The 22,718-nt window shown below is 71.4% G+C and carries 20 protein-coding genes; 14 read left to right on the top strand and 6 right to left on the bottom strand.

What is annotated here, in order from left to right; translation table 11 throughout:
* Positions 1–16: 16 nt before the first annotated feature.
* From ACFSKW_RS51255 to ACFSKW_RS51230, 6 genes are read left to right on the top strand one after another with little or no spacing between them, the layout of a single operon-like run.
* Positions 17–1,627, top strand: a complete 1,611-nt coding sequence (locus ACFSKW_RS51255; protein WP_379582544.1) for an ABC transporter substrate-binding protein — start codon at positions 17–19, stop codon at positions 1,625–1,627.
* Positions 1,597–2,571 (top strand): ABC transporter permease, encoded by a 975-nt coding sequence (locus tag ACFSKW_RS51250; RefSeq protein ID WP_379582542.1) that lies wholly within the window; start codon positions 1,597–1,599, stop codon positions 2,569–2,571. The genes ACFSKW_RS51255 and ACFSKW_RS51250 overlap by 31 nt, the downstream gene beginning before the upstream one ends.
* Complete coding sequence (locus tag ACFSKW_RS51245) at positions 2,571–3,422, top strand: ABC transporter permease (protein ID WP_379582540.1); 852 nt, start codon at positions 2,571–2,573, stop codon at positions 3,420–3,422. Before ACFSKW_RS51250 ends, ACFSKW_RS51245 begins: the two co-directional genes overlap by 1 nt.
* 2 nt (positions 3,423–3,424) lie before the next feature.
* Entirely contained in the window at positions 3,425–4,351 is a 927-nt protein-coding gene (locus tag ACFSKW_RS51240; RefSeq protein WP_379582538.1) for an ABC transporter ATP-binding protein, read from the top strand.
* Entirely contained in the window at positions 4,348–5,091 is a 744-nt protein-coding gene (locus ACFSKW_RS51235; RefSeq protein WP_379582536.1) for an ABC transporter ATP-binding protein, read from the top strand. The genes ACFSKW_RS51240 and ACFSKW_RS51235 overlap by 4 nt, the downstream gene beginning before the upstream one ends.
* Positions 5,092–5,108: 17 nt before the next feature.
* Complete coding sequence (locus tag ACFSKW_RS51230; protein WP_379582534.1) at positions 5,109–6,500, top strand: amidase; 1,392 nt, start codon at positions 5,109–5,111, stop codon at positions 6,498–6,500.
* 121 nt (positions 6,501–6,621) lie between these two features.
* Here the strand turns inward: ACFSKW_RS51230 and pdxR are convergent, their stop codons facing one another.
* Positions 6,622–8,088 carry a MocR-like pyridoxine biosynthesis transcription factor PdxR gene (gene pdxR / locus ACFSKW_RS51225; RefSeq protein WP_379582532.1) on the bottom strand — a complete coding sequence of 489 codons (1,467 nt, stop codon included), beginning with the start codon at positions 8,086–8,088 and terminating at the stop codon, positions 6,622–6,624.
* A gap of 70 nt (positions 8,089–8,158) precedes the next feature.
* On the opposite strand from pdxR, the gene ACFSKW_RS51220 reads away from it, so the two are divergent.
* Positions 8,159–8,404: a hypothetical protein gene (locus ACFSKW_RS51220; protein WP_379582530.1), complete on the top strand. Its 246-nt coding sequence runs from the start codon at positions 8,159–8,161 to the stop codon at positions 8,402–8,404.
* 104 nt (positions 8,405–8,508) lie between these two features.
* On the opposite strand, the gene ACFSKW_RS51215 is transcribed toward ACFSKW_RS51220, so the two are convergent.
* Positions 8,509–9,120, bottom strand: a complete 612-nt coding sequence (locus ACFSKW_RS51215) for a GrpB family protein (RefSeq protein WP_379582528.1) — start codon at positions 9,118–9,120, stop codon at positions 8,509–8,511.
* A 149-nt stretch (positions 9,121–9,269) separates the two neighbouring features.
* Between ACFSKW_RS51215 and ACFSKW_RS51210 the strand changes: the two genes are divergently transcribed.
* On the top strand, positions 9,270–12,176 hold the full coding sequence (locus tag ACFSKW_RS51210; RefSeq protein ID WP_379582526.1) for a YbhB/YbcL family Raf kinase inhibitor-like protein: 2,907 nt from the start codon (positions 9,270–9,272) through the stop codon (positions 12,174–12,176).
* Between the two features lie 108 nt (positions 12,177–12,284).
* Here the strand turns inward: ACFSKW_RS51210 and ACFSKW_RS51205 are convergent, their stop codons facing one another.
* On the bottom strand, positions 12,285–13,178 hold the full coding sequence (locus tag ACFSKW_RS51205; RefSeq protein ID WP_379582814.1) for an NADP-dependent oxidoreductase: 894 nt from the start codon (positions 13,176–13,178) through the stop codon (positions 12,285–12,287).
* A 119-nt stretch (positions 13,179–13,297) separates the two neighbouring features.
* Between ACFSKW_RS51205 and ACFSKW_RS51200 the strand changes: the two genes are divergently transcribed.
* Positions 13,298–13,699: a winged helix-turn-helix transcriptional regulator gene (locus ACFSKW_RS51200; protein ID WP_379582525.1), complete on the top strand. Its 402-nt coding sequence runs from the start codon at positions 13,298–13,300 to the stop codon at positions 13,697–13,699.
* A gap of 141 nt (positions 13,700–13,840) precedes the next feature.
* Positions 13,841–15,055: a cytochrome P450 gene (locus ACFSKW_RS51195; RefSeq protein ID WP_379582523.1), complete on the top strand. Its 1,215-nt coding sequence runs from the start codon at positions 13,841–13,843 to the stop codon at positions 15,053–15,055.
* 2 nt (positions 15,056–15,057) lie between these two features.
* On the opposite strand, the gene ACFSKW_RS51190 is transcribed toward ACFSKW_RS51195, so the two are convergent.
* Entirely contained in the window at positions 15,058–15,684 is a 627-nt protein-coding gene (locus ACFSKW_RS51190) for a maleylpyruvate isomerase family mycothiol-dependent enzyme (protein WP_379582522.1), read from the bottom strand.
* 134 nt (positions 15,685–15,818) lie between these two features.
* Positions 15,819–16,610 carry a GNAT family N-acetyltransferase gene (locus ACFSKW_RS51185; protein WP_379582520.1) on the bottom strand — a complete coding sequence of 264 codons (792 nt, stop codon included), beginning with the start codon at positions 16,608–16,610 and terminating at the stop codon, positions 15,819–15,821.
* A 372-nt stretch (positions 16,611–16,982) separates the two neighbouring features.
* Here ACFSKW_RS51185 and ACFSKW_RS51180 point away from each other — a divergent pair, with 372 nt between their 5' ends.
* The 4 genes from ACFSKW_RS51180 to ACFSKW_RS51165 all read left to right on the top strand — a co-directional run bounded on the left by ACFSKW_RS51180 (position 16,983) and on the right by ACFSKW_RS51165 (position 21,279).
* The gene (locus ACFSKW_RS51180; protein WP_379582518.1) at positions 16,983–18,242 is read left to right on the top strand and encodes a glycosyltransferase; all 1,260 of its coding nucleotides are present in this window, start codon (positions 16,983–16,985) and stop codon (positions 18,240–18,242) included.
* Positions 18,243–18,270: 28 nt separating this feature from the next.
* The gene (locus ACFSKW_RS51175) at positions 18,271–20,565 is read left to right on the top strand and encodes a hypothetical protein (RefSeq protein ID WP_379582516.1); all 2,295 of its coding nucleotides are present in this window, start codon (positions 18,271–18,273) and stop codon (positions 20,563–20,565) included.
* Positions 20,566–20,629: 64 nt separating this feature from the next.
* Entirely contained in the window at positions 20,630–20,842 is a 213-nt protein-coding gene (locus ACFSKW_RS51170; protein ID WP_379582514.1) for a hypothetical protein, read from the top strand.
* The gene (locus tag ACFSKW_RS51165) at positions 20,839–21,279 is read left to right on the top strand and encodes a MarR family winged helix-turn-helix transcriptional regulator (RefSeq protein WP_379582512.1); all 441 of its coding nucleotides are present in this window, start codon (positions 20,839–20,841) and stop codon (positions 21,277–21,279) included. The genes ACFSKW_RS51170 and ACFSKW_RS51165 overlap by 4 nt, the downstream gene beginning before the upstream one ends.
* Positions 21,280–21,440: 161 nt before the next feature.
* Here ACFSKW_RS51165 and ACFSKW_RS51160 read toward each other — a convergent pair whose 3' ends face one another.
* Complete coding sequence (locus ACFSKW_RS51160) at positions 21,441–22,640, bottom strand: MFS transporter (protein ID WP_379582510.1); 1,200 nt, start codon at positions 22,638–22,640, stop codon at positions 21,441–21,443.
* Positions 22,641–22,718: the final 78 nt, after the last annotated feature.

Here is a 22,718-nt window from a genome sequence, read left to right as displayed (position 1 = left end):
CCGAAAGGCGTGACTAATGAGCAGACGACTGTGGACGGCGCTCGCCGTACTCTCACTGACCGTGGCCGTGACCGCGTGCGGCGGGAGTGGCGGCGGCGGCGCGGCCCCCGCGCCCAGCAAGGGCCTGAGCTCCGACACACCCAAGCCCAAGGGTGACATCGACTCCTTCACCTGGGCCTCCTACGCCGAACCCCCGACCCTCGACTACGTGCACGCCTTCGACTATCCGCAGAACATGGTGCTGTCCAACGTCTGCGAGAGCCTGATGCGCTGGACGCCGGAGCTGAAGGAGGAACCGGGCCTGGCCGAGAAGGCCGTCCAGCGCGACCCCAAGACCCTCGTCTACACCATCCGCGCGGGCGTGCGCTTCCACAGCGGCGCCGAGATGACCGCCGACGACGTGGTGGCCAGCCTCAACCGGCATCTCGACGAGAAGGTCGGCTCCTACTGGATCTCCAGCTTCCGCAACGTCGAGTCGATCAGCAAGACCGGCCCGATGGAGGTGACCGTCAAGTTCAAGCAGCCCGACGCGCTGTTCAATCTGGAGATGGGCGCCTCGCCCGGCACGGTGGTCAGCGCCGCCTCGCTGAAGGCGAAGGGCAGGGCGTTCGGCACCGCCGACGGCGGACTGGACTGCACCGGGCCGTTCAAGCTCGGCACCTGGACCAAGGGCCAGTCGATCCAGCTGGACCGCTTCGACGGTTACTGGGGGAACAAGGCCAGGTCGGGCAAGGTCACCTTCACCTTCGTGGCGGACCCCGCGGCCAGGACCAACGCCATGGTGACCGGCGAGGCCGACGGCGGCTACATGATCCCCGCCGGCTCCATCGCCCGGCTGCGCGCCTCGGGCGCGGGCACCGTCTACGGCGGCCCCAACCTGACCACCGCGAACCTGATCGTCTCCGACCTCGCCAACGGCCCGCTGGCCGACGTCAGGGTACGACAGGCGCTCTCCCTGGCCATCGACAGGCAGGGGCTGGTCAAGGCGGCGCTCGGCGAGTACAGCGCGCCCACGCTCGTGCCCGGTCCCGTCCAGTCCTGGCGCAACGCCGTGGACGCCAGACCCGCCGCTCCGGCCGTCAAGCGTGACGTCGAGGCGGCCAAGAAGCTGATCGCCGAGGCGGGGGCGCAGGGCAAGAAGATCGTGATCGCCACGTCCGGCGTGGCGTCCGAGTTCCCGGTGATCTCCAACACCGTGCAGGCGGCGGCCAAGGAGATCGGGCTCGCGGCCGAGGTGCGGACCGTCGCCCCCGACGCCTACACCGCGCTGTTCTCCGACCCGGAGGCGCGCAAGGGCATCGACCTGTTCCCGACGTTCTGGTACCTGTCGGCCACCGACCCGCTGGAGCTCTACGGGCTGTTCGAGACGGGACAGTTCGAGAACTACGGCGGATTCTCCGACCCCGCCTACGACAAGCTCGTCCAGGCGGCCGAGGTCGAGTTCGACCGGGTCAAGCGGGCGCGGCTGACGGCCAAGCTGCAGGAGACGGTGGCCACCCAGCTGCCCTGGATCCCGCTGGCCGACCTCGACAACGTGATGTTCCTCGGCAAGCGCATCACCGGGGCGCCTACCAGCATCTCCTACCTCTACTACCCGTGGGCCGCGGACATCGGCGCGGCGGGCTGATGGGCCGCTTCCTGCTGAGGCGGCTGGCCGGGATGGCCGCGATCCTGGGGGTGTCCTCGTTCCTCGTGTTCGGCGCCCTCCAGCTCGCCCCTGGCGATCCCGCCAGCTTCCTGCTCAGCGGGCGCTCGGCCACGCCCGAGGCGATCGCCGCCATCCGCGCCCAGTACCGGCTCGACGACCCGTTCCCGGTGCAGTACCTGCACTGGATCGGCGGCGTGCTCACCGGCGACTTCGGCCGTTCTGTGCAGTTCCGCACGGACGTCGGCGGGTTGATCGCCTCCCGCGTGCCCGTCACGCTCACCCTCATCGCCATGGCCTTCGCGCTCACCATGATCCTCGGCCTGGCGCTGGGCGTATGGAGTGCGACCAGGCCGGGCACGATCGACAAGGCCGTGCTCGTGGGCAGCTCGGTCGCGGTCGCCACCCCCTCCTTCGTGCTGGGGTTCGTGCTCATCGTGGTCTTCTCGGTGAACCTCGGCTGGTTCCCCTCCATCGGCGCGGGTGAGGGCCTGGCCGACCGGCTGCACCACCTCACGCTGCCCGCCGTGGCGCTCGCGCTGACGTTCGCGGGAGTGCTGGCCCGGGTGTCGCGCACGGCGATGATCGACCAGCTCGGCCTGGAGTACGTCACAGTCGCTCGCGGCCGCGGCGTGCCCGAGCGGGCCATCATCCGCAGGCACGTGCTGCGCGGCGCCATGACGGTGACGCTCACCTACGGCGGCCTGCTGGTGCCCGGCCTGCTGGTCTCCACCGTGCTGGTGGAGACCACGTTCGGGGTCAACGGCCTGGGCCAGCTGCTGCAGTACTCGGTGACGGTCAAGGACTTCCCCGTCGTGCAGGCGCTGGTCCTGCTGACCGTGGCGGTGTTCGTGGTCGCCAACCTCGTGGTCGACCTGCTCGCGCCACTGGCCGATCCGCGCGTACGACTGGGGGCGCAGAACTGATGGAGACATTCGTCGTCAGACCCGGCCTGCGTCGTCTCGGCGGCAGGGTCAAGGGCGGCGGCCTGCTCACGGCCGCGCTCGTCGCGATCGCGCTGCTGGTCCTGGCCGCCGTCCTCGCTCCGTTCATCGCCCCGGCCGACCCCGACGCGGTCGACCTGTCGGCCGCCCTGGCCGGACCCGGCGGCGATCACCTGCTCGGCGCCGACGCCTCAGGCCGCGACCTGCTGTCCCGGGTCATCTACGGTGCCAGGTCCGGCCTGCTCGGCCCGCTGGGCGTCGTGGCCATCTCCACGGTGCTCGGCGTCCTGGTCGGGCTGACCGCCGCCTGGCACGGCGGCTGGGTGGACGCCGCGCTCTCGCGGTCGATGGAGCTGGTCTTCGCCTTCCCCGGCCTGCTGCTGGCGATCCTGGTGGTCGCGATGTACGGCCCAGGCCAGACCGGACCCATGATCACGCTGGCCGTCGCCTACACGCCCTTCGTCGGCCGCTTGGTCCGCGGCGTGGCCAGAGGGGAGATGGGCCGCCCCTACATCGCCGCCTACCGGGCGCTGGGCTTCGGCGGCCTGGCCATCTGCCTGCGCCACCTGCTGCCGAACATCGCGCCGGTGATCCTGGCCCAGTCCACGATCAACTTCGGCTACGCCCTGCTCGACCTGGCCGGGCTCGCCTTCCTCGGCCTGGGCGTGCAACCGCCGGCCGCCGACTGGGGGGCCATGATCAACGAGGGCCAGACCGCCGTCCTGCAGGGCGCGCTCGGCCCGATCCTCGTCCCCGGTCTGGCCATCGTGCTGAGCGTGATCGCCTTCAACATCGTCGGCGAGAACCTCGCCGACCGCGTCTCCAGGAGGTGACCATGCTGGAGATCGACGACCTCTCCGTACGGCTGCCGCACACCGCCCGCCCCGCGATCGACGACGTCTCGCTGACCGTGGCCGAGAACGAGACCGTCGGCCTGGTCGGCGAGTCGGGCTCCGGCAAGTCCCTGACCGCGCGCGCCGTCCTCGGACTGCTGCCGAAGGGCTCGCGGACCTCGGGCGAGATCCGGATGGACGGCGCCGACGTGCTGTCGATGTCCCCCGCGGGGTTGCGCCGCCACCGCGCCCACTCGGCCGCGATGATCTACCAGGATCCGCGCGCGGCGATCAGCCCCTTCCGGCGGATCGGCGACTTCCTCACCGAGATCATCCGCGAGGAGCTCGGCGCGAAGGCGGCCCGAGCCAGGGCCGTCGAGCTGCTGGGCATGGTCGGCCTGCCGGAGCCGGAGCGGCACGTTCGCCAGTACCCCCACGAGTTGTCCGGCGGCATGCTCCAGCGCGTGGTGATCGCGGCGGCCCTGGCCGGAGAGCCGCGGCTGATGCTGGCCGACGAGCCGACCACCGCGCTCGACGTGACCACCCAGGCCGAGATCGTCCGGCTGCTCCGCGACCTGCGCGCCAGGACGCGGACCGGGATGCTCTTCATCACCCACGACCTGGAACTGGCCTCGATGATCTGCGACCGCGTCTACGTCATGTACGCGGGGCGGATCATGGAGACGGGGCCGACGCGGCGGCTGTTCGCCAGACCACGCCACCCCTACACCTCCGGCCTGCTCGCCGCCACCCCGCGCGTCTCCGATCTGGGCACGCTGCCGCCCGCGATCCCCGGGCGACCGCCGGACCTGCTGTCGGCGCCTCCTGGCTGCCGGTTCGCTCCTCGCTGCGAGCACGTCATGGACTCCTGTACGGCCGCCGTTCCGCCGCTGGTGGACGGGGTCGCCTGTGTGAAGGCGGAACTGTGAACATCGACCTGGAGGTCCGGGGCCTGCGCAAGCGTTACGGCACGTTCACCGCGGTGGACGATGTCTCCTTCGACCTGGCGGCGGGCGGATCGCTCGGCCTGGTCGGAGAGTCGGGCTCGGGCAAGACGACCACGGCCAGGCTGTTGCTCGGCCTGGAACGGGCCGACGCGGGCACGGTGCTGGTGGCGGGCAGGCCGCTGGCGGCGCTCGACCGCAAGGCCAGGGCGAGGCTGATCCAGATCGTCTTCCAGGATCCGTTCGGCTCGCTCGACCCGCGCCTCACCGTACGGGACTGCCTGACCGAGGTTCTGCGGCTGCACTTTCCCGGCGAGCCGTACGCGCCGAGGGTGGCCGAGCTGCTCGACCAGGTCGGCCTCGGGCCGCGCGAGGCGGGGGCGCTGCCCAGGGAACTGTCCGGCGGGCAGCGCCAGCGCGTCGCCATCGCCAGGGCGCTCGCGGTCCGGCCCAAGGTGCTGGTGCTGGACGAGGCGGTCGCGGCGCTGGACGTCTCTGTCCAGGCGCAGATCCTCGGCCTTCTGGCCGACATCCGCGCGGCCGGCGCCGTCTCCTACCTGTTCATCACGCACGACCTGGCCGTGGTCGGCTGCGTCGCCGACCATGTGGCGGTCATGCGGCGTGGCCGGATCGTCGAGTCGGGACCGACGGCGCGGGTGCTGAGCGCGCCGGAGCACGAGTACACGCGACTCCTGCTGGATTCCGTGCCCCAGAACGCCTTTTAAGAGGAGATCTCCCGGAAATGCTGTGTTACCTCTCGGCCACTGAGGCCCACGCCCTCATGTCCCGTCGCGAGCTGTCACCCGTGGAGTTGCTGACCGCCGTGATCGACCGTGCCGAGGTGATGGAGCCGCGGATCAACGCGTTCACCGAGCGCCTGTACGAGTCGGCGATGGAGCAGGCGAAGGCGGCCGAGGCCGCCTACCTGAACGGCAGCGCCAGACCCCTCGAGGGCATCCCCGTGGCGGTCAAGGAGGAGCAGCCGATCGAGGGCCGCACCCATGAGGAGGGATCGCTCCTGCTCAAGGGTGTCGTCGCGGACGTGACCCACCCGGTGGTCACCCGGATCACGCAGGCCGGTGGCATCGTCCACGCCCGCACCACCACACCCGAGTTCAGCTGCGCCGCGTTCACCCACAGCAGGTTGTGGGGCGTGACGCGCAACCCGTGGAACCTCGACCGCTCGCCCGGCGGCTCCTCGGGCGGCTCCGGCGCGTCGCTGGCCGCCGGCACCTCGCTCCTGGCCACCGGCTCCGACATCGGCGGCTCGATCCGTATACCCGCGTCGTTCTGCGGCGTGGTCGGGTTCAAGCCGCCCTTCGGCCGGGTGCCCGCGCTGCCGCCGTTCAACCTCGACCAGTACTGCCACGACGGCCCCATGGCCCGCACCGTCGCCGACGCCGCCCTGCTGCAGAACGTGATCGCCGGTCCGCATCCGTGGGACGTCGTCTCCGTCCGGCCCAAGCTGGAGCTGCCGCCGCTCACCGGCGACGTGCGCGGGCTGCGTATCGCGCTGTCGGTGACGCTCGGCGACTACGAGGTGGAACCGGACATCGTCGCGAACACGCTCGCCGCAGCCGAGGCGCTGCGCGCGGCAGGGGCGATCGTGGAGGAGGTCGACCTGCCCTGGACCAGGAAGCAGATCATGGCCGCGGCCGACGCCCACTTCGCCGGGATCTTCGGGGCCGGGATCGGCGAGCTGGCGGAGGAGCACGCGGACCTGCTGTCGGACTACACACGCGCGTTCGCGAAGAACGGCTCGGAGCTCACCTTCTACCAGGGGCTCGAGCTCGAAGGAGAGATCTACCGGCCGCTCGGCGAGCTGCTCGAGCGCCACGACGCGCTGCTCTGCCCGACCACGGCAAGGTCCTCCTTCCCCGCCGACCACGACGGCGGCCCGTTGCCGATCAACGGCGAGCCGGGCCACTACATGCTCGGGGTGATGACGATCCCCTTCAACATCGCCAGCCGCTGCCCCGTCCTTTCTGTCCCCTCGGGGCTGGCCGCCGACGGCGTCCCGACCGGCGTGCAGCTCGTGGGCCGCACCTACGACGACGTGACGGTCTTCCAGATCGCCTCCTGCCTGGAAGCCGCGCTGCCCGGCATCGGCCGGCCCGCCGTACCGGGCCGGTGAGGGACACGCATCCGCAGAGGAGCGCGTCGCGCCCGGCCGATCCGACACCCGCCGGCGGCGTGGCATGGCGCCGGGCACGTCCGGCGCACGCGGGGGTCGCCCGCATGGCGTGCGCCCGGTCTCAATCCGCCTCGGGCAGCCGGAGACCTTCCTGGGGCGGGGTTCCTGGGCCACCGGCCTGCCTGGCCGCCGCCTCGATCGCGTCGGCCAGGCGCGCGACGGCCTCGGGGATGGTGCTGTCGGCGAGGTTGCCGTAGCCGAGGATCACGGTCGAGTCGCCGGTCTCCGCGTCGGAGGCGTACCCGGCGACGGCGTCGACGCGGACACCGGCGCGGGCCGCGGCGGCGACCACCCTGGTTGCCTGGACGCCGTCGAGGTGGAGTAACAGGTGGAGTCCCGCCGCCGCGCCGGAGACGCGGGCCTGCGGCAGCCGCCGGGCCAGCTCGGCCAGAAGGGCGTCGCGCCGGGCCCGGTAGCGCCGCCGGCCGGCGCGCAGGTGTCGGTCGTAGCCGCCGCTGTCCAGGAAGTGGGCGAAGGCGAGCTGGTCGAGCACCGGAGGCGGGACGGCGAGCGGATTGGCGGCGGCGACGGCCGGCGTCCAGCGCGGCGGGGTCACGAACCAGCCGATGCGCAGCGCCGGCGACAGCGTCTTGCTGACCGAGCCGAGCAGGGCCGTCCGTGAGGGCGCCATGCCCTGGATGGCGGCGACGGGGCGGCGGTCGTAGCGGTAGTCGGCGTCCTTGTCCTCTTCGAGGACGATGCCGTCGACGTCGTGGGCCCACCTGATCAGCTCAGCGCGGCGTGCCGGCGCCAGGACGACGCCGGTGGGGAACTGGTGGGCGGGAGCCACGATGGCCGCCCGGATCTCGGGCCGGGCACGCAGGAGATCGACGCGAAGCCCGTCCCTGTCGACGCCGATCGGGACAGGAAGCAGCCCGGCGTCGGCGATCGCCTCGCGCGTCCAGGTCCAGCCGGGGTCCTCCACGGCCAGATGGGTGAACCCTCGCTCGCGCAGACCCCGAGCGATTCTGGCCAGGCCGTCGGTCGTTCCCCCGCAGATCGTCACGTCCTCGGCCGAGGTGGCGGTGCCGCGCGAGCGGTTCAGATAGCCGGCGAGCGTCCTCCGCAGCCGTGGGTGGCCGGCGGGGGCCAGATAGCTGAGATCGGTGAAGGGCACCTGCAGGCCGGCCTCGCGTATGGCATCCGACCAGCGCTTGCGCGGGAATGCGCGCAGGTCGGGCAGTCCGGGGGCGAAGTCGAAGCGGGGAGGGACCGGCGGCGGCTTCGGCGGGGTCGGCCGCGTGGCGGCGGCCGCGACGCCGTGCCGTACCCGCGTGGCCGAGCCGCTTCGCGCCTCGAGATATCCCTCGGCCGCCAGCTGCGCGTAGGCCTCGGTGACCACCCACCGCGAGCATGCCAGATCGACCGCCAGCGTACGGCTCGGCGGCAGCGCGCTGCCGGGGGCGATCCGGCCGTCGACGATCGCCGAGCGCAGTGCCCTGCGCAGGCGGTCGTGCAGCGGCCCCGCCGGCTGCTCCTCGAGGTCCAGCAGCGTTTCCCACGCCGAATCGGTCTGCTTCTTCGCCATCTGATTGGCCAGGGTATCCATTCCGCTCTGCCTCATGGTTGAGGTGACCAAGAGACGAAGGAGAACGGGCATGGCAAGACGCGCGGACCGGGAAGGCGTTCCCTCCTGGCTGCTGATGGCGGGCCTGGCGGGGCGGCCGGGGACGCCCACCGGGATGCTGGCAGGACGGCCCGGCGCGCCGGGCGGGATGCGGAGACGGCGGCGTCGCGCGGACGCCCTCACCCGGTGGGCCAGAGCCCTCACCACCCGGTCACGGGAGCCGCGGCCCCCACGAGCGGCCGGCCCGCCTGCCCACGGGGAGGCGGGCCGCGGCTGACGAACGGAGCGCCCGCGCCTCCCGCCTCCGCCGGGTTCGCGTCCTCGCCGGCCATGGCGTCGGCCTCGCCGCCGACCGGAGTCGGGCGGGGACGTTCCTGGTGGTCACGCCGGTGCCCAGCGGGCCGCTCCGTCGTGCGGTGTCCAGCCGGTGGCGGCGGCCCACGGTTCGGCGATCGTGATGACGAGATCGACGACGGGGTCCTTGACGTCGGAGTAGACACCCGTGTCGCTGACGGTCCCGGCCAGGACGCTCTTGAAGCGCGCGTAGGCGGGCACCGCCTCGGGGTGGGCCCTGAACCAGTCGCGGAACAGCAGCGCGAGTCGCTCGTTGGGCGAGCCGAGGAGGCGGACGTGCAGGTGGACGTCCACGTCCGGCCCGCCGCGCCGTGACCACAGCCTCTTCGCCCAGAGCTCCGCGTCGTCGTCGCGTCCTGCCGGAACGTGGTCGTGCCGGTGGAGGGACCGCAGGAAGCCCAGGTCCGCCAGCGGCCGGTCGAACGCCTGCTCGGCCTCGCCCAGATCCAGGACGCTGACCTGCAGGTCGAACACCCGCTTGGCGGCCATGCCGGGGATCGCCGTGCTGCCGATGTGCTCCACGTGGAGCGCCGGCGGCCCGAGCGCGGCACGCATGTCGCTCGCGAGGGCGGCCCCCTGCGCCTGCCAGGCGGAGTCGTGCTCGACCACGACGGGGCCGGGTGTTGTGTCGTCGGGCATTCGATCAAGTGTAGGGAAGGGCGCGACCTCGCGGGTGGTGGGATGTCTCGCGTGTCAAGTCAGATCGCTTGACAGGCCGGGTGGGGGGTGATCCCATCTATCGCAAGTTAGGAAATATTCCTAACTAATCCCCCCATCAAGGAGGATCCATGCGACCTCTGACCCGGGCGCGCTCCCTAGCCGGCGCGCTCGTGGCCGCGTTACTGGCGAGCACGGTGGCGGCGGCGCCCGCGCAAGCGGCTCCGACCAGGTACGAGGCCGAGAACGCGACCATCTCCCAGGGCGTGGTGGAGTCCAACCACGCGGGTTACTCCGGCGCCGGATTCGTCAACGGCGACAACGCGGCGGGCAGCTACGTGGAGTTCACAGTCAACGCCGCGACGGCCGGGCAGGCCACGATCGGCATCCGCTACGCCAACGGCACCACCGTGAACCGGCCATCCGACGTCTCGGTCAACGGCGCCGTCGTCTCCGCGGGCCGGCCCTTCCAGGGCACCGGTGCGTGGACCACATGGGTCACCTCCACGCTCACCGCGCCGGTCACCACCGGGGCCAACAGGATCCGCCTCACCGCCACGACGGCCAACGGCAACCCCAACCTCGACTTCGTCGACGTCGAGGTGGCCGCGCCCAGCAGCGACCTGCAGGCGGAGAACGCGACGATCTCCCAGGGCGTCGTGGAGTCCAACCACGCGGGATTCACCGGAACCGGCTTCGTCAACTACGACAACGTGGCGGGCTCCTTCGTCGAGTTCACCGTCAACGCGGCCACCGCGGGCAACTACGAGGTGAAGTTCCGCTTCGCCAACGGCACCACCGTCGACCGTCCGATGGACGTCACCGTCAACGGAGCGGCGGCCACCAGCGTGGGCTTCCCCGGCACCGGCGCCTGGACCACCTGGGTGGAGAAGGCGGTCACTGCCCCGCTGATCGCGGGCGCCAACAAGATCCGCGCCACCGCGAGCACCGCGAACGGCGGGCCGAACCTGGACCGGATCAGCACCACCGTGCCGTCGGACCCCGAGCCCCCGACCCCACCGGGCAACCCGCGCGTGGTCGGCGAGGTCCGCCCCACCGCCGTGGACCTGGCCTGGGACGCCTCCACCGACAACGTGGGCGTCTCCAGCTACGTCGTCTACAACGGCGGCAACGTGCTCAAGACGGTCGGCGGCAACCAGACGACGGCCACGATCACCGGCCTGACGCCCAACACCGGTTACGTGCTGAGCGTCCTGGCCTACGACGCCGCGGGCAACGCCTCGCAGGGCAGCGCCAACGTGCCGATCACCACTCCGCCGAGCGACGACCACGAGGCGCCGAGCGTGCCGTCCAACCTGCGCTCGACCAACGTCAGCGCCACCAGCGTCACGCTGGCCTGGGCCGCCTCGACCGACAACGTCGAGGTGAGCGGCTACAACGTCTACCGCGACGGCGCCAGGTTCGCCACGGTCCCCGACCTGACCGCGACGGCTGACGGTCTGGCGCCCAACACGGAGTACTCCTTCCAGGTCGAGGCCTTCGACGCCAACGCCAACACCTCGGCCAGGAGCCCCGAACTGAAGGTCAGGACCACCAGCACGGCCACCGGGGGCGACCCCGTCTATGACCGTGACATCGCCAAGCTCGACCTGCCCTGGGGCGTGGCCTTCCTGCCCGACGGCGGCGCGCTGGTCGCCGAGCGCGACCGCTTCGAGATCGTCCGGGTCAGCGCGACCGGCCAGAAGACCACGGTCGGCAAGATCACCGAGGCGGTCACCACCACCGGCGAGGGGGGGCTGCTGGGCCTCGCGCTGTCGCCGAACTTCGCCACCGACCACTACGTCTACGCCATGCACACCTCGGCCTCCGACAACAGGGTCGTGCGCTTCAAGTTCGAGAACAACGCGATCGGCCCGCGCGAAGCGCTGGTCACCGGCATCGTGAAGAACAAGTTTCACAACGGCGGCCGGATCGCGTTCGGACCCGACGGCATGCTCTACATCACCACCGGCGACGGCCAGGTCTCCAGCAGGGCCCAGGACCTCAACTCGCTCAACGGCAAGATCCTGCGGGTGACGCCGACCGGAGCCGGCGCTCCCGGCAACCCGTTCCCGAACGCTCCGCGCGTCTACAGCCTCGGCCACCGCAACCCGCAGGGCCTGGCGTGGGACTCCCAGGGCCGGTTGTGGGAGTCGGAGTTCGGCGACGGCACGTGGGACGAGCTGAACATCATCCAGGCGGGCAAGAACTACGGCTGGCCGACCTGCGAGGGCCGCTGCAGCGACACCCGCTACGTCAACCCCGTCCAGCAGTGGGACGTCGCCGCCGCCTCGCCGAGCGGCATCGAGATCGTCAACGACTGGATCTACATGGCGGCCGTCCGTGGCGCCCGCCTGTGGGTCATGAAGATCAACGGCAACACCACCGACACGCCTCGTGCCTTCTTCAACGGCCGGTGGGGCCGCCTGCGCACGATCGTCAAGACACCCGACGGCGGCCTCTGGCTGACCTCCACCAACAACGACAAGAACGGCGGCACGCCGTCCACCATCGACAACGACGTCGTCCGCCTCAAGTTCGCGGGACCGCCGTTCGGGCTCACGAGCACGGCCTTCGCCAACAACGGCACCATCCCCACGAAGTACACCTGCGCCCAGGACGGGGTCTCGGGCAACGACATCTCACCGCCGCTGGCCTGGTCCGGCGGGCCCTCCGGCACGCAGAGCTACGCCATCACCTTCATCGACACGGCCAACAGCGGCAAGCACTGGGCTGTCTGGGACATCCCCTCCGGCAGGCTGTCGCTGCCCGAAGGGCTCGGGCTCGGCTTCAACGTGCCGAACCAGTCGCCTGCCAAGCAGAAGGCGATGAGCTCGGGCAACAAGTCGCTGCAGTACTTCGGGCCGTGCCCCGGCGGCTCGACCCACAAGTACGAGTTCACGCTGTACGCGGTGGACACGGCGACACTGCCCGGCCTGAGCTCGAGCTCGACGGTCGCCCAGGTCGAGACCGCGATCCTGGCTCATGACCTGGCCTCCGCCAAGCTGGCGGGCAACTCCGCCGCCTCCACCGGCTGACCGCCCGAATCGGGGGCCGGCACCCCGGCCCCCGATTCATCGGATGGAGAGGACACCTTCCCGCCCGCGCGGATCCCACCTCTGGCGCCATGTCCGGCGGGCCCTCCGTCAGGGCACCAGCACCAGGCGGCCGCGCAGACCGCCCTCGGCGAGCCGCGCGTGCGCCTGCACCGCCGCGTCCAGCGGGTACGCCCGGGCCACGCGCGGCGTCAGCCGTCCCTCGTCGACCAGCTCGGCCAGCTCGGCGAGGCGCTTTCCGTCCGGGCTCACCTCGATGGCGCCGGTACGGATGCTCCGCACCCCCGCGGGCTGCGCGCCGGGGATCACCCCTGCGTAGCCGCCTCCGTCGCGCACGAACTCCAGCGCGGGGGCGCCGATGACGGCCGCGTCCAGCACGCCGTCCACCCGTGCGGGCGTCGCCGTACGGGTGACGAAGTCGTGCGCGCCCAGCGAGCGGACGAGGTCCTCGTCGGCCGCGCCCGCCAGCGCGGCGACCTTCAGGCCCCTGTGGTGGGCGAGCTGGACGGCGTAGCCACCGAGCGCGCCTGCGGCGCCGGTGATCAGCACACTGTTGCCCGGCTCGAGCGCGAGCAGGTCCAGGGCCTGGGCCGCGGCCAGGGCGTTGAGCGGCAGCGTCGCGGCGTGCGCGGCGTCGGCGGTGCGCGGGGCGGCGGCCACGGCGCTCGCGTCGATCACGACGTGGTCGGCATGGGTTCCCAGGGGCTTGCGGTGACCGTAGGCGAGCCCGACGACCTCGTCACCCGCCGCCAGGTCCGCCACTCCCCCGCCGACCGCGTCGATCGTCCCCGCCACGTCCCACCCGAGGCCGATCGGCGTGCCGTCCCCGCCGAAGACGCCGGCGCGCATGCCCGCGTCCACGGGGTTGAGCGCGGCGGCCACCACCTTGATCCGCACCTGGCCGGGTCCTGGCTCGGGCAGCGGGATGTCGGCGATCTCGACGACGTCGGGTCCGCCGAAGGTTCTCACGATCGCGGCGCGCATGGTCAACAGAGCTCCTTCTTCAACGATGTTTTTCCGCACTGCTACGAACCTAAGGAGTGCTACTCTCTCCTGGGAAGTACGCACTCCAGAGTGCGTACCCGACCCGGAGGTGAGGAGCCATGGCTACCCGGACCGCCGACGAGCGCCGAACGGAAGAGCGTCTCGCGTACGACGCGTTCGTCAAGGACTGCCCGACCAGCCGGCTCCTCGCGCGGATCAGCGACAAATGGGTGAGCCTGATCGTGAGCGCGCTGGGCGAGCGGAGTCCGATGCGCTACAGCGACCTGAACCGCCGCATCCCGGGCGTGAGCGAGAAGATGCTCACCCAGACGCTGCGCTCCCTCGAAAGGGACGGCATCGTGGCCCGCACGGTGACGGCGTCCGTGCCCGTGCGCGTGGACTACGAGCTCACGGACCTCGGACGCAGCCTCAGCTGCCTGCTCTCGGCGGTGAAGGACTGGGCCGAGACCCACATCGAGGAGGTCGACGCGGCCCGCGAGCGCTACGACAAGGCGGGCTGATGCGGGTTCGGTGGATCTCACGTCGGGCCTCGCCCGGCTCCTCGCCGACTCCTGTCCTGATGTGGCCGTTGACCGCCGGCTCGGGGTTTCGTACGTTCCGCGTGGGCCGCCTTGCAGGCTCCAGGACCGGAAGGGGTTGCGATGACCGCCGAGCGGGATTCGAACGGGTCGTGGCCGGACATGGTGCCGGGCCCCCTGGGGACGCCACCGCCGGAGTTCGCCCGCAGACGCGAGTCCGGCCCGCTGGAGCCGGCGACCATGCCCAGCGGCGACCGGGTTCCGGTGGCCGTGCGGTACGAGGACGTCCGGGCGCTGCTGGCCTCGCCTACCTGCAGCCGCAACCTGCGCCTGCCGGGGTTACCTCGGCTGGTGAGCGGCATCGGCATCGACGACGATCCGGACGCGCTGATCAACCAGGACCCGCCGGAGCACACCCGCTACCGCCGGATCATGCAGGGCACGTTCACCCCTCGCCAGATCGAGCCGTGGCGCCCCCGCATCGCGAAGATCGCCGAAGATCTCCTGGACGGCCTGGGCGACCGCTTCGACCTGGTCCAGGGATACGCGCTGCAGCTGCCAGGCCACGTCATCTGCGAGATGCTCGGCGTGCCGATGGACCGCTACGAGCAGTTCTGCCGATGGACGGACATGTTCCTGACCACCTCCACGGCCACCGAGCAGGCCCGATATGAGGGCTACACCGAGTTCATGGCCTATGCCGCCGAACTGGTCGCCCAGCATCGCTCTGAACCCGGCGCGGATCTCATCGACCTGCTGATCCAGGCCAGGGACGCCGACGACCGGCTGTCGGAGGGCGAGCTGGTCAACACTGTGTTCTCCCTCATCACGGCCGGCCACGAGACCACGGCCTCGATGATCGCCCGCGGTGTCTTCCGCCTGATGCTGCACCCAGGGCAGTGGGCCGAGCTGGTCGCGGACCCCACTCTGACGGCCACCGCCGTCGAGGAGATCCTGCGCTTCGACGGGCCGCCCGCCAGCGCCTTCATGCGCCGGATCACGAAGGACACCGACTTCCCCAGCGGCTCGCTCAGCGCGGGGACGGTCGTCATGCCCAACCTGAACGCCGCCAACCACGACCCGCGGGCCTTCCCCGACCCCGGCAGGTTCGACATCCACCGCTTCACCGAGCATCCTCCCCATCCGCACGTGGCGTTCGGGTACGGCCCGCACCGCTGCCTGGCCGCCAGCCTTGCCAGGGTCGAGCTCACCGAGGCGTTGCGGGCCCTGGTCGCGCGTCGGCCGGCGCTGCGCCTGACCGAGCCGGCCGAATCGGTGACATGGACCGACGGCCTGGTCTACCGGCCGGTCGCCATGTGGGTCACCTCCCGCACGTGACGTCAGCGCACGATGGTGAAGCGTGCCGCGGGCGCGCCGCGCAGCCTGCCCCGCGGCAGCTTCCTGCCGCAGATCGCCAGCAGCAGGTCCTGGGCCGAGCCGTGCACCGGCGTGCCCGAGCCGAAGGTCCAGTCGAGGTCGTCGGCGCGAAACTCGACGCCGTCCAGGTCGGCGCCGAAGAACGCGACGCTTCTGTCCGACGGATCGTCCGGCAGGGCAGGACGCAGCCGATCCTCGGGGACCTTCCGATCCAGCCCCAGGGGGACGGTGATGTCCAGGCCGTGGATCACGTCGTGGGCCAGCGCGCCCTCGTGGCCACCGCCCGGCGGCTTCCACGGGTGGTTCGCGTTCTGACCCAACGAGGCGGTGAGCTGCGCGGGGGTCATCCTGCCCGCGTCGCGCCTGGCGAACCTGTCGGCGGCCCTGTTGAAGTCGCCGCGCGCCATGAGCAGGCCGAGCGCGACCTTCGGCAGCGAGTACCGGAAGGCCATGGTCATGTGGGCCACGACCTCCCGCACGCGCCATCCGTCGCACAGGGTCGGCTCGTCCCACTGCTCGGGTGACAGGCCGGCCAGCACGGCGGCCAGGTCGCGGCGTTCGGCGGCGATGGCCGCTCTGATGTCGTTCATCGGTGTTCCCTTGTGTCGGAGGTCTTCCGCCTCGACGACGAACGGGAACCGTCCTGGACGACACTGCGCGGCCGGCCGTTCGGGAGAGCGACGAGGGCCCCTTCGTCAGGCACCTGGGAGAGCCCGCCGCCCCGTCAGCCGGTGGGCGGCCGGTGCCACATCGTCAGCCGCATCAACCGGAGGTAGCCCATCGCCTCGTACACCGGCCGGCCCTCGTCACTCGCGATGAGCATGGCCGGCGCGCCCGGCTCGACGAGCGTGGCCGCCCAGGTGAGGGCCGTGCCGATGCCCCGGCCCCGATATTCGGGCAGGGTGGACACCCACTCCACATCGACGATGCCCTGCCCGAGCCTGGCCCCTGAGGTGGCGACGGGACGACCGTCGACGTAGCCCACGAACAGTCTCACCGGCCCCCGCAGGACCGCCGTGTCGCCGAAGATCGCGCCCTTCGCCTCCGGCATCGGGTACGCCTCGACGAGCGTGCCGACGAAGTCGTCGAGTGTGCGCCGATCCTCGACTGGCACGATCCGCAGCGTGTCAGGCAGGGGCGGCGGCGTGCCGCCCGGCGGGCGCAGCATGAGCGGAGGATGACCCATCAGCTCCAGACCCGCCGAGGTGAGGTCGGGCGTCGGCCATACCGACAGGAACACGAAGTGGCGTTCGGGCGGGTAGAAGGCGAGGAGCCGCCGCAGCGTGTCCGGCAGATGGATGTACGGCGGCGGCCGCAGCAGTACCGCGGCGTTGTCGAACAGGACAGGGGATGCGGGATCGGCCGCCGCGAGATCGTCCCAGCGTCCGCAGCGCCCGCCCGCGCAGGCCGCGACGAAGGCGTTCCGCTCGGCGTTGGCCACGACGAACCTGCGCAACAGGGAGTCGCCCGCGTCGAGGTCAGGCTCCCAGCCATGGGTCAGATGCACATCGGACACCAGCCACACCCGCCCTCTCGTCCGGTGACGAGGATCGGTCCCAGCCGAGTCTATCCCCGGACCTGTTCCGCCCATCGGACCTGCCGGTGGGGCGCGTGTCCGCCGCCCGGTCGACAGGCCCGGTCGCCGACCGGGGCGAAAGGCCCCCGATCCGGCCATCTTGGTCTGCCTGTCGCAAAGGCTCGGCAAGGGCACGGTCCTCGAACCATGAATCGCGCGGATTCGCCCTTCCCCGCGCAAGACGATCGTGTCTGGGCCGGGGGCTACCCGAGCCGGCATGGTCATGCTCGGTGAACGGACGGGTGAACGCATGGGTGATGTGGGGATCGGGCGGCCGGCGGCGTACGTCGCAGAAGGCCGGAGGGAGCGGTGATGAGCTCGGCAACCGCCGCCCGGACGAGGACGGCGTTCCGGCCCGAGCTCGCGCCGGACGGCACCCAGCAGCCCGTCGTCGATGTCGTCATCCCGGTGCTGAACGAGGAGCTGGCGCTCCCCGGCTGCATCAAGACGCTCCATGCCTTCCTGTCGGACTCCTTCCCCCTCCCCTGGCGTATCACGATCGCCGACAACGGCAGCACGGACCGGACCTGGGCCATCGCGCAGGAGCTCTGCGAGAGCCACGAGCACGTGTTCGCGCGCCGCCTGGACATCAGGGGCCGGGGGGCGGCGCTGAAGCAGACCTGGCGCGAGAGCCCTGCGGCCATCGTCGCCTACATGGACGTCGACCTCTCCACCGACCTGGACGCGTTCCTTCCGCTGGTGGCTCCGCTGATCAGCGGCCATTCCGAGGTCGCCATCGGGACGCGGCTCGCGCGGTCGGCCCGGGTGCATCGCGGCGCCAAGCGGGAGATCGTCTCACGCCTCTACAACCTGATCATCCGGGTCGGCTTCGGGGCCGGCTTCAGCGACGCGCAGTGCGGCTTCAAGGCCGTCCGCGCCGAGGTGGTCCGGCCGATCCTGGACAAGATTTCCGATGACAAGTGGTTCTTCGACACGGAGCTGCTGCTGCTCGCCGAGTACAACGGGCTGCGCATCCACGAGACGCCTGTCGACTGGTACGAGGACGTGGACACCCGGGTCAAGGTCTGCCGCACCGCGTGGGACGACCTCCGCGGCCTGTGGCGCATGGCCTGGGCGATGTCCACGGGAGCCGCGCGGGTGCCCGTGACCCGGCGGTCCGAGCTCGCCCCGCTCCATCCGCAGGCCACGATCGCCGAGCCGCGCAACCCGCTGCTGGCCAAGCTCCTGTCGTTCGCGATGGTCGGAGTGGTCAGCACGGTGCTGCACACGCTCCTCTACCTTCTGCTGCGCGCGGCCTGGTCACCGGCGATGGCCAACCTGGCCGCTCTCTGCGTCGCCACGCTGTTCAACACCGAGGCCAACCGGCGATGGACCTTCCGCCGCCACGGCGGCCCGCCCTTGCGGGCCCACTTCAGGGCGGGCCTGCTGTTCGCCCTGAACTATCTGGTGACCACGGTCGTCGTGACGGCGGTCGTCCAGGCTCTGCCCGAACACGGGCGGGCCATGGAGGTCACCACTCTCATCGCCGCCTACCTGGCGGTGACGATCTTCCGTTTCGTCGCCCTCGACCGGTGGGTGTTCCGGTCCGCGGAGCGGACCGTCAGCCCGTAGGCGGCAGTACACAACAGGGGATGACGCGATGACGGCAGCGATCGCCGCAGGCCCGGGGACAACGGCAGGCGCGGAAGGCACCGGCGGGCCGTACCGGCACCGGGCGGCACGGCGGTGGCTCGGGGCGGCCCCCGGCGTGGTCGCCGTGGTGGTGACCGCGCAGACGCTCGTGGCCAACGGCACGCCGCCGAAGGACATCGCGCTCTTCGCCGCCTACGTCGCGCTCGTCCTCACCCTGCCGGGAACCCTGCTCTGGCGCGCGCTGACCAGGCTGTCGCTGCCCACTGCCGTCGACCTGGCGGCGGGGACGGCCCTGGGTTACGCGCTGGAGATCTTCACCTACATGGCGGCCAGAGCCGCGGGCCTGCCGCGGCTGGCCGTGCTCGGCGCCGTTCCGGTCGTCGTGGCCTTCCTCGCGGTCCCGCGCCTGCGCCGGCACTGGCGATCGCGCGGAGCGCCCCGCGTCCCCTTCCTGTACGGCTGCGCGATGAGCGCGGTGTACTGCTACCTGGTCGTGTCCAGCGGGCTCGCCTTCTTCCGGCGCCACGGACTGAGCTGGCCGGGCGACGCCGTCCCCTACGTCGACATGCCCTTCCACATCTCGCTCGTCGGCGAGCTGCGCAACCACATGCCGCCGACCGTGCCTCAGGTCGCGGGCGAGCCGCTGTCCTACCACTGGTTCGTCTACGCGGACATGGCCGCCACGAGCTGGGCGACCGGAATCGAGGCGCAGACACTCCTGTATCGGCTGTCCATGCTGCCGATGCTGGCGATCTTCGTCGTGCTCGTCCCCGCCACGGCGTTCATGATCACGCGCTCCTGGCTCGCCGGAGTGCTGGCCCTCGCCGCGGCCCATCTGCTCACACCACCGAATCCCTACGCGTGGCTGATCGGCAGCACCTTCGGGTTCGGTCCGCTGAACGCGTGGGCGTGGCTGAGCCCGACGCAGGTCTTCGGCGCCGCCCTCTTCGGAGCCCTCGGCCTGCTGGTGATCAGCCTGTTGCGTGGCGAGGGCCGGAACAAGGTGATCTTCGTTCCGGTGACCGTGCTGCTCGTCGCGCTGTCCGGGGCGAAGGCGACGTACCTGCCCCTGCTGCTCGCGGGCATCTGCCTGCTCGTCGCCGTGGACTGGGTGCGCTCGCGGCGGGTGGAGCGCGATCTGCTGCTGCTCGGCGCCATCACGCTGGCGACACTGGCGTTCGCCCAGTTCGTCGTCTTCGGCGGGGCGTCGCAGGGGATGCGGCTGTGGCCGTTCTCCACGGCGGTCAGGCAGGTGGGAACCTGGCCGACGAAGAGCCTCATCGACGAGCTCCCCCTCTCCCCTGCCGTCGTCTCGGCGACGCTCCTGCTGGCGTGGGCCGCGCTCTGGGTGGGGGTGTTCGGGCCCAGGCGCGATCCGGGGTCCGGCCCTGACCGCGCGCTGACGCTGTTCCTCGGGCTCGGCCTCGGCTCCCTCGGCGCGGTGCTGTTCCTCGGACATCCGGGGATGAGCCAGCTGTACTTCCTCACGGCGGCCAAGCCGTACCTGTGGATCGTCGCCGTCGCCGGTGTGCTGGCCGCGCTGGACCCCGTCTCCCGGCGGCTGCGCCCGCCGCTCGTCGTCGCGGCCATCGCCGCAGGAGCGGCCGTCCTGCACCTGTTCAGAACGGCCGGCGACACGTCGGCGCCCCAGCTCGCCGTGCTCGGCGACACGGGGCTCAGCAAGGCCTTCGTCCTGCCGTACGGCGTGCTGGCCCTGCTCGTGATCGTCGTGGCCCTGGCGCTCTGGCGCGTCCCGTGGCGGCGCGCGGCGGTGCTGCTGCTGGTCACGGGGTTCTCCGCGCCCTCGGCGATCATGTCGGTGACAGGGGCGCTGACACCGGCGGACGTCCCAGCGGTACCGGAGATCCCCTGGGAGGGCATCGAGGCCGCGCGCTGGGTGCGCGACCACTCCGATCCCGGCGACGTCCTGGCGACCAACGCGCACTGCCGCTCCAACGCCAGGAAGTGCGACAGCAGGCACTTCTGGATCTCGGCGTACGCGGAGCGGCGTGTCCTGATCGAAGGCTGGGGCTACACGGCCAAGAACCTGGCCGCACTGGAGGATGTCAACCGGCAGTCCATGGCCACCCGCCCGTTCTGGGACCTCTCCCTGCTGGCGGCCAACGACGCCGTCTTCACCGCGCCCACGGAGCAGGCGGTCCGCTCGCTCAAGGAGCGCTACGGCGTGCGGTGGCTGGTGGCCGACCGCGGGCGGAAGATCCCGGTCGCCCCCGAACTCGACGACTTCGCCACGCTCCGCTACGCGAAGGGCACGATCGCCGTCTACGAGATCACCGGTTGAGCCCGTTGATTTAAATGGCTTGCCATGTATTATCCATGGCAAGCCATATAAATCGGAGGACGCCATGAAGGCGAAACAGATCCGCACGATTCAGCGCGCCGTCCACCTCGCCACCGGGCTGGCGATCGTGGCCTACATCTACCTCGCGCCGCCCGCGGACTCCCCCGCGCACACGGCGATACGCTGGTTCGTCGTGCCCGTCCTCGTGGTGTCCGGCGTGGCCATGTGGCAGTGGCCGCGCGTCCGCCGCCTGATCCGCGCGAAGGACCGCGTGTGACCTCACTGCCCCGCCGGTCGTCCCTCGGCTACCAGGTCAACCACCTCGCCAGGCTGCTCGCCAACGGGCTGCGGGCCAACATCTCCGGCACGGGCGTGACGCCGGGGCAATTCGCCCAGCTCCTGGCCCTCTACGAGGAGGACGGCCTCACCCAGCAGGAGCTGTGCGACCGGGTCAGGATCGACCAGTCCACGATGGCCCACACGCTCAACCGCATGCAGCGCGACGGGCTGATCGTGCGCACCACCGATCCCGAGGACCGCAGGCGCTCCCGCTATACGCTCACCGAGCGGGCCCGCCAGATCCAGGACGCCCTCGCCGAGGGCGCGCGGGCGGCCAACGCCCAGGCGCTGGACGGGATCGACCAGGAGGAGATCGACGCCTTCATGCGAACCCTGGGCCGCATGATCGCCAACCTCGAGTCCGATCAACCGTAGCCGCGAGCCCCCGATGGGCGTCGCCGGGTGCGCACCGCCCACCTGTGCCACGTCGGCCCTCGCCCCAGGCCCGCGCCGGCGCTCCTCCACCACTCGCCGCCGTCCTTCACGGGGCGGACCAGGCGTCGCGCTCTCGCGCCGCCGAAGCCGAGCGGTGAGGCTCAGGTCGAGGCGACAGGCTCAGGGTGGGGCTGCCTGACCGGCGTCAGCGTTCCGGCCAGGGCGATCGCAAGGATGGCGACGCCGACGGCGAGCGCGATCTCCGGCGCGCCGTAGCGGGAGGCGGCCAGCGTGAGCAGGGCCGCGCCGATCGGGCCGAGCGCGAAGTGGATCGTCCAGAAGGCCGAGGTGACCCGGCCGAGCAGGTGGTCGGGGGTGATCTCCTGGCGCAGGGACTGCGAGCAGATGCCGCCGATGGCGGAGCCGAACAGGAAGCCTGCCATGATCGCCGCGATGCCCGGGACCTCGGGGGCCAGGCCCGCGCACGCGACAGCCGTACCCGACAAGGCGATGCCGGCGATCCAGGTCGGGCCGAACCCGAGCCGCCCCCTGATCTTGGCCACCACCGCGGCCCCCGCGAGCGAGCCGACCGCGGCGCAGGCGAGGACGACACCGACGGCGTCGTCGTTCTGGCCGAGGTCGTGCTTGAGGTAGTAGATGATGATGTCGTCCAGCCCGGCCGTGAGGAAGATGAAGAACGTCAGCAGGACCGTCAGTGAGCGCAGCACCGGGTGGCGCCAGAGGAACCGGGCGCCGTCGAGGAAGCCGCCGCGCTCGGCGGCCGGCGCCTCGGCGGGGCGCAGCCGTACGAGACTGAGGCCCAGCGCCGAGATGGCGAAACTCACCGCGTCGATGCCGAGCGCGACCGTCGGACCGAACCGCTGGGAGGCCAGGCCGGCGAGTGCGGGACCGCCGACGCTCGCGGCGGCGTAGACCGCGTACAGGCGGCCGTTGGCCTGGGTGATCTGGTCCTTGCCGACCAGGCGCGGGACCACGGTGACGTAGGTGACCTGGAAGACCATGCCCAGAGCCGCACCCAGCGGGACGATCACGTACAGCAGCCAGATCTGGGGCGCGAAGATCCACACCAGGGGAACCAGCGCGTAGAGCACGGCCCTGGCGATGTCACAGGCGATCAGCAGCCGTCGCCGGTCCAGCCGGTCCGCGGCCAGCCCGGCGAACGCGCCCGCCACCAGCGAGGCCACGCCGGACAGTCCGGTCATCAGGCCCATCTGCACGACCGAGCCGGTCTCGCGCAGCACCAGCAGGGGGATGGCGATCATGGAGAAGGAGTCGCCGGCGACCGACATCGCCTGGATCACCAGAAAGAGGGAGAAGTTCTTGTTGCGCCACAGCGACACGCGGCCGGCCCTTCGAACGAATCGAAAACGTCAACCCAAGGTTGTCGACTCTACCGGCCGGAGTCCAACCATTTTGCG

This window comes from Nonomuraea mangrovi (assembly GCF_042681425.1).
Taxonomy (GTDB): domain Bacteria; phylum Actinomycetota; class Actinomycetes; order Streptosporangiales; family Streptosporangiaceae; genus Nonomuraea; species Nonomuraea mangrovi.
The sequence above is the reverse complement of the archived record's forward strand: the minus strand, read 5'-3'. Positions and strand labels throughout refer to the sequence as shown.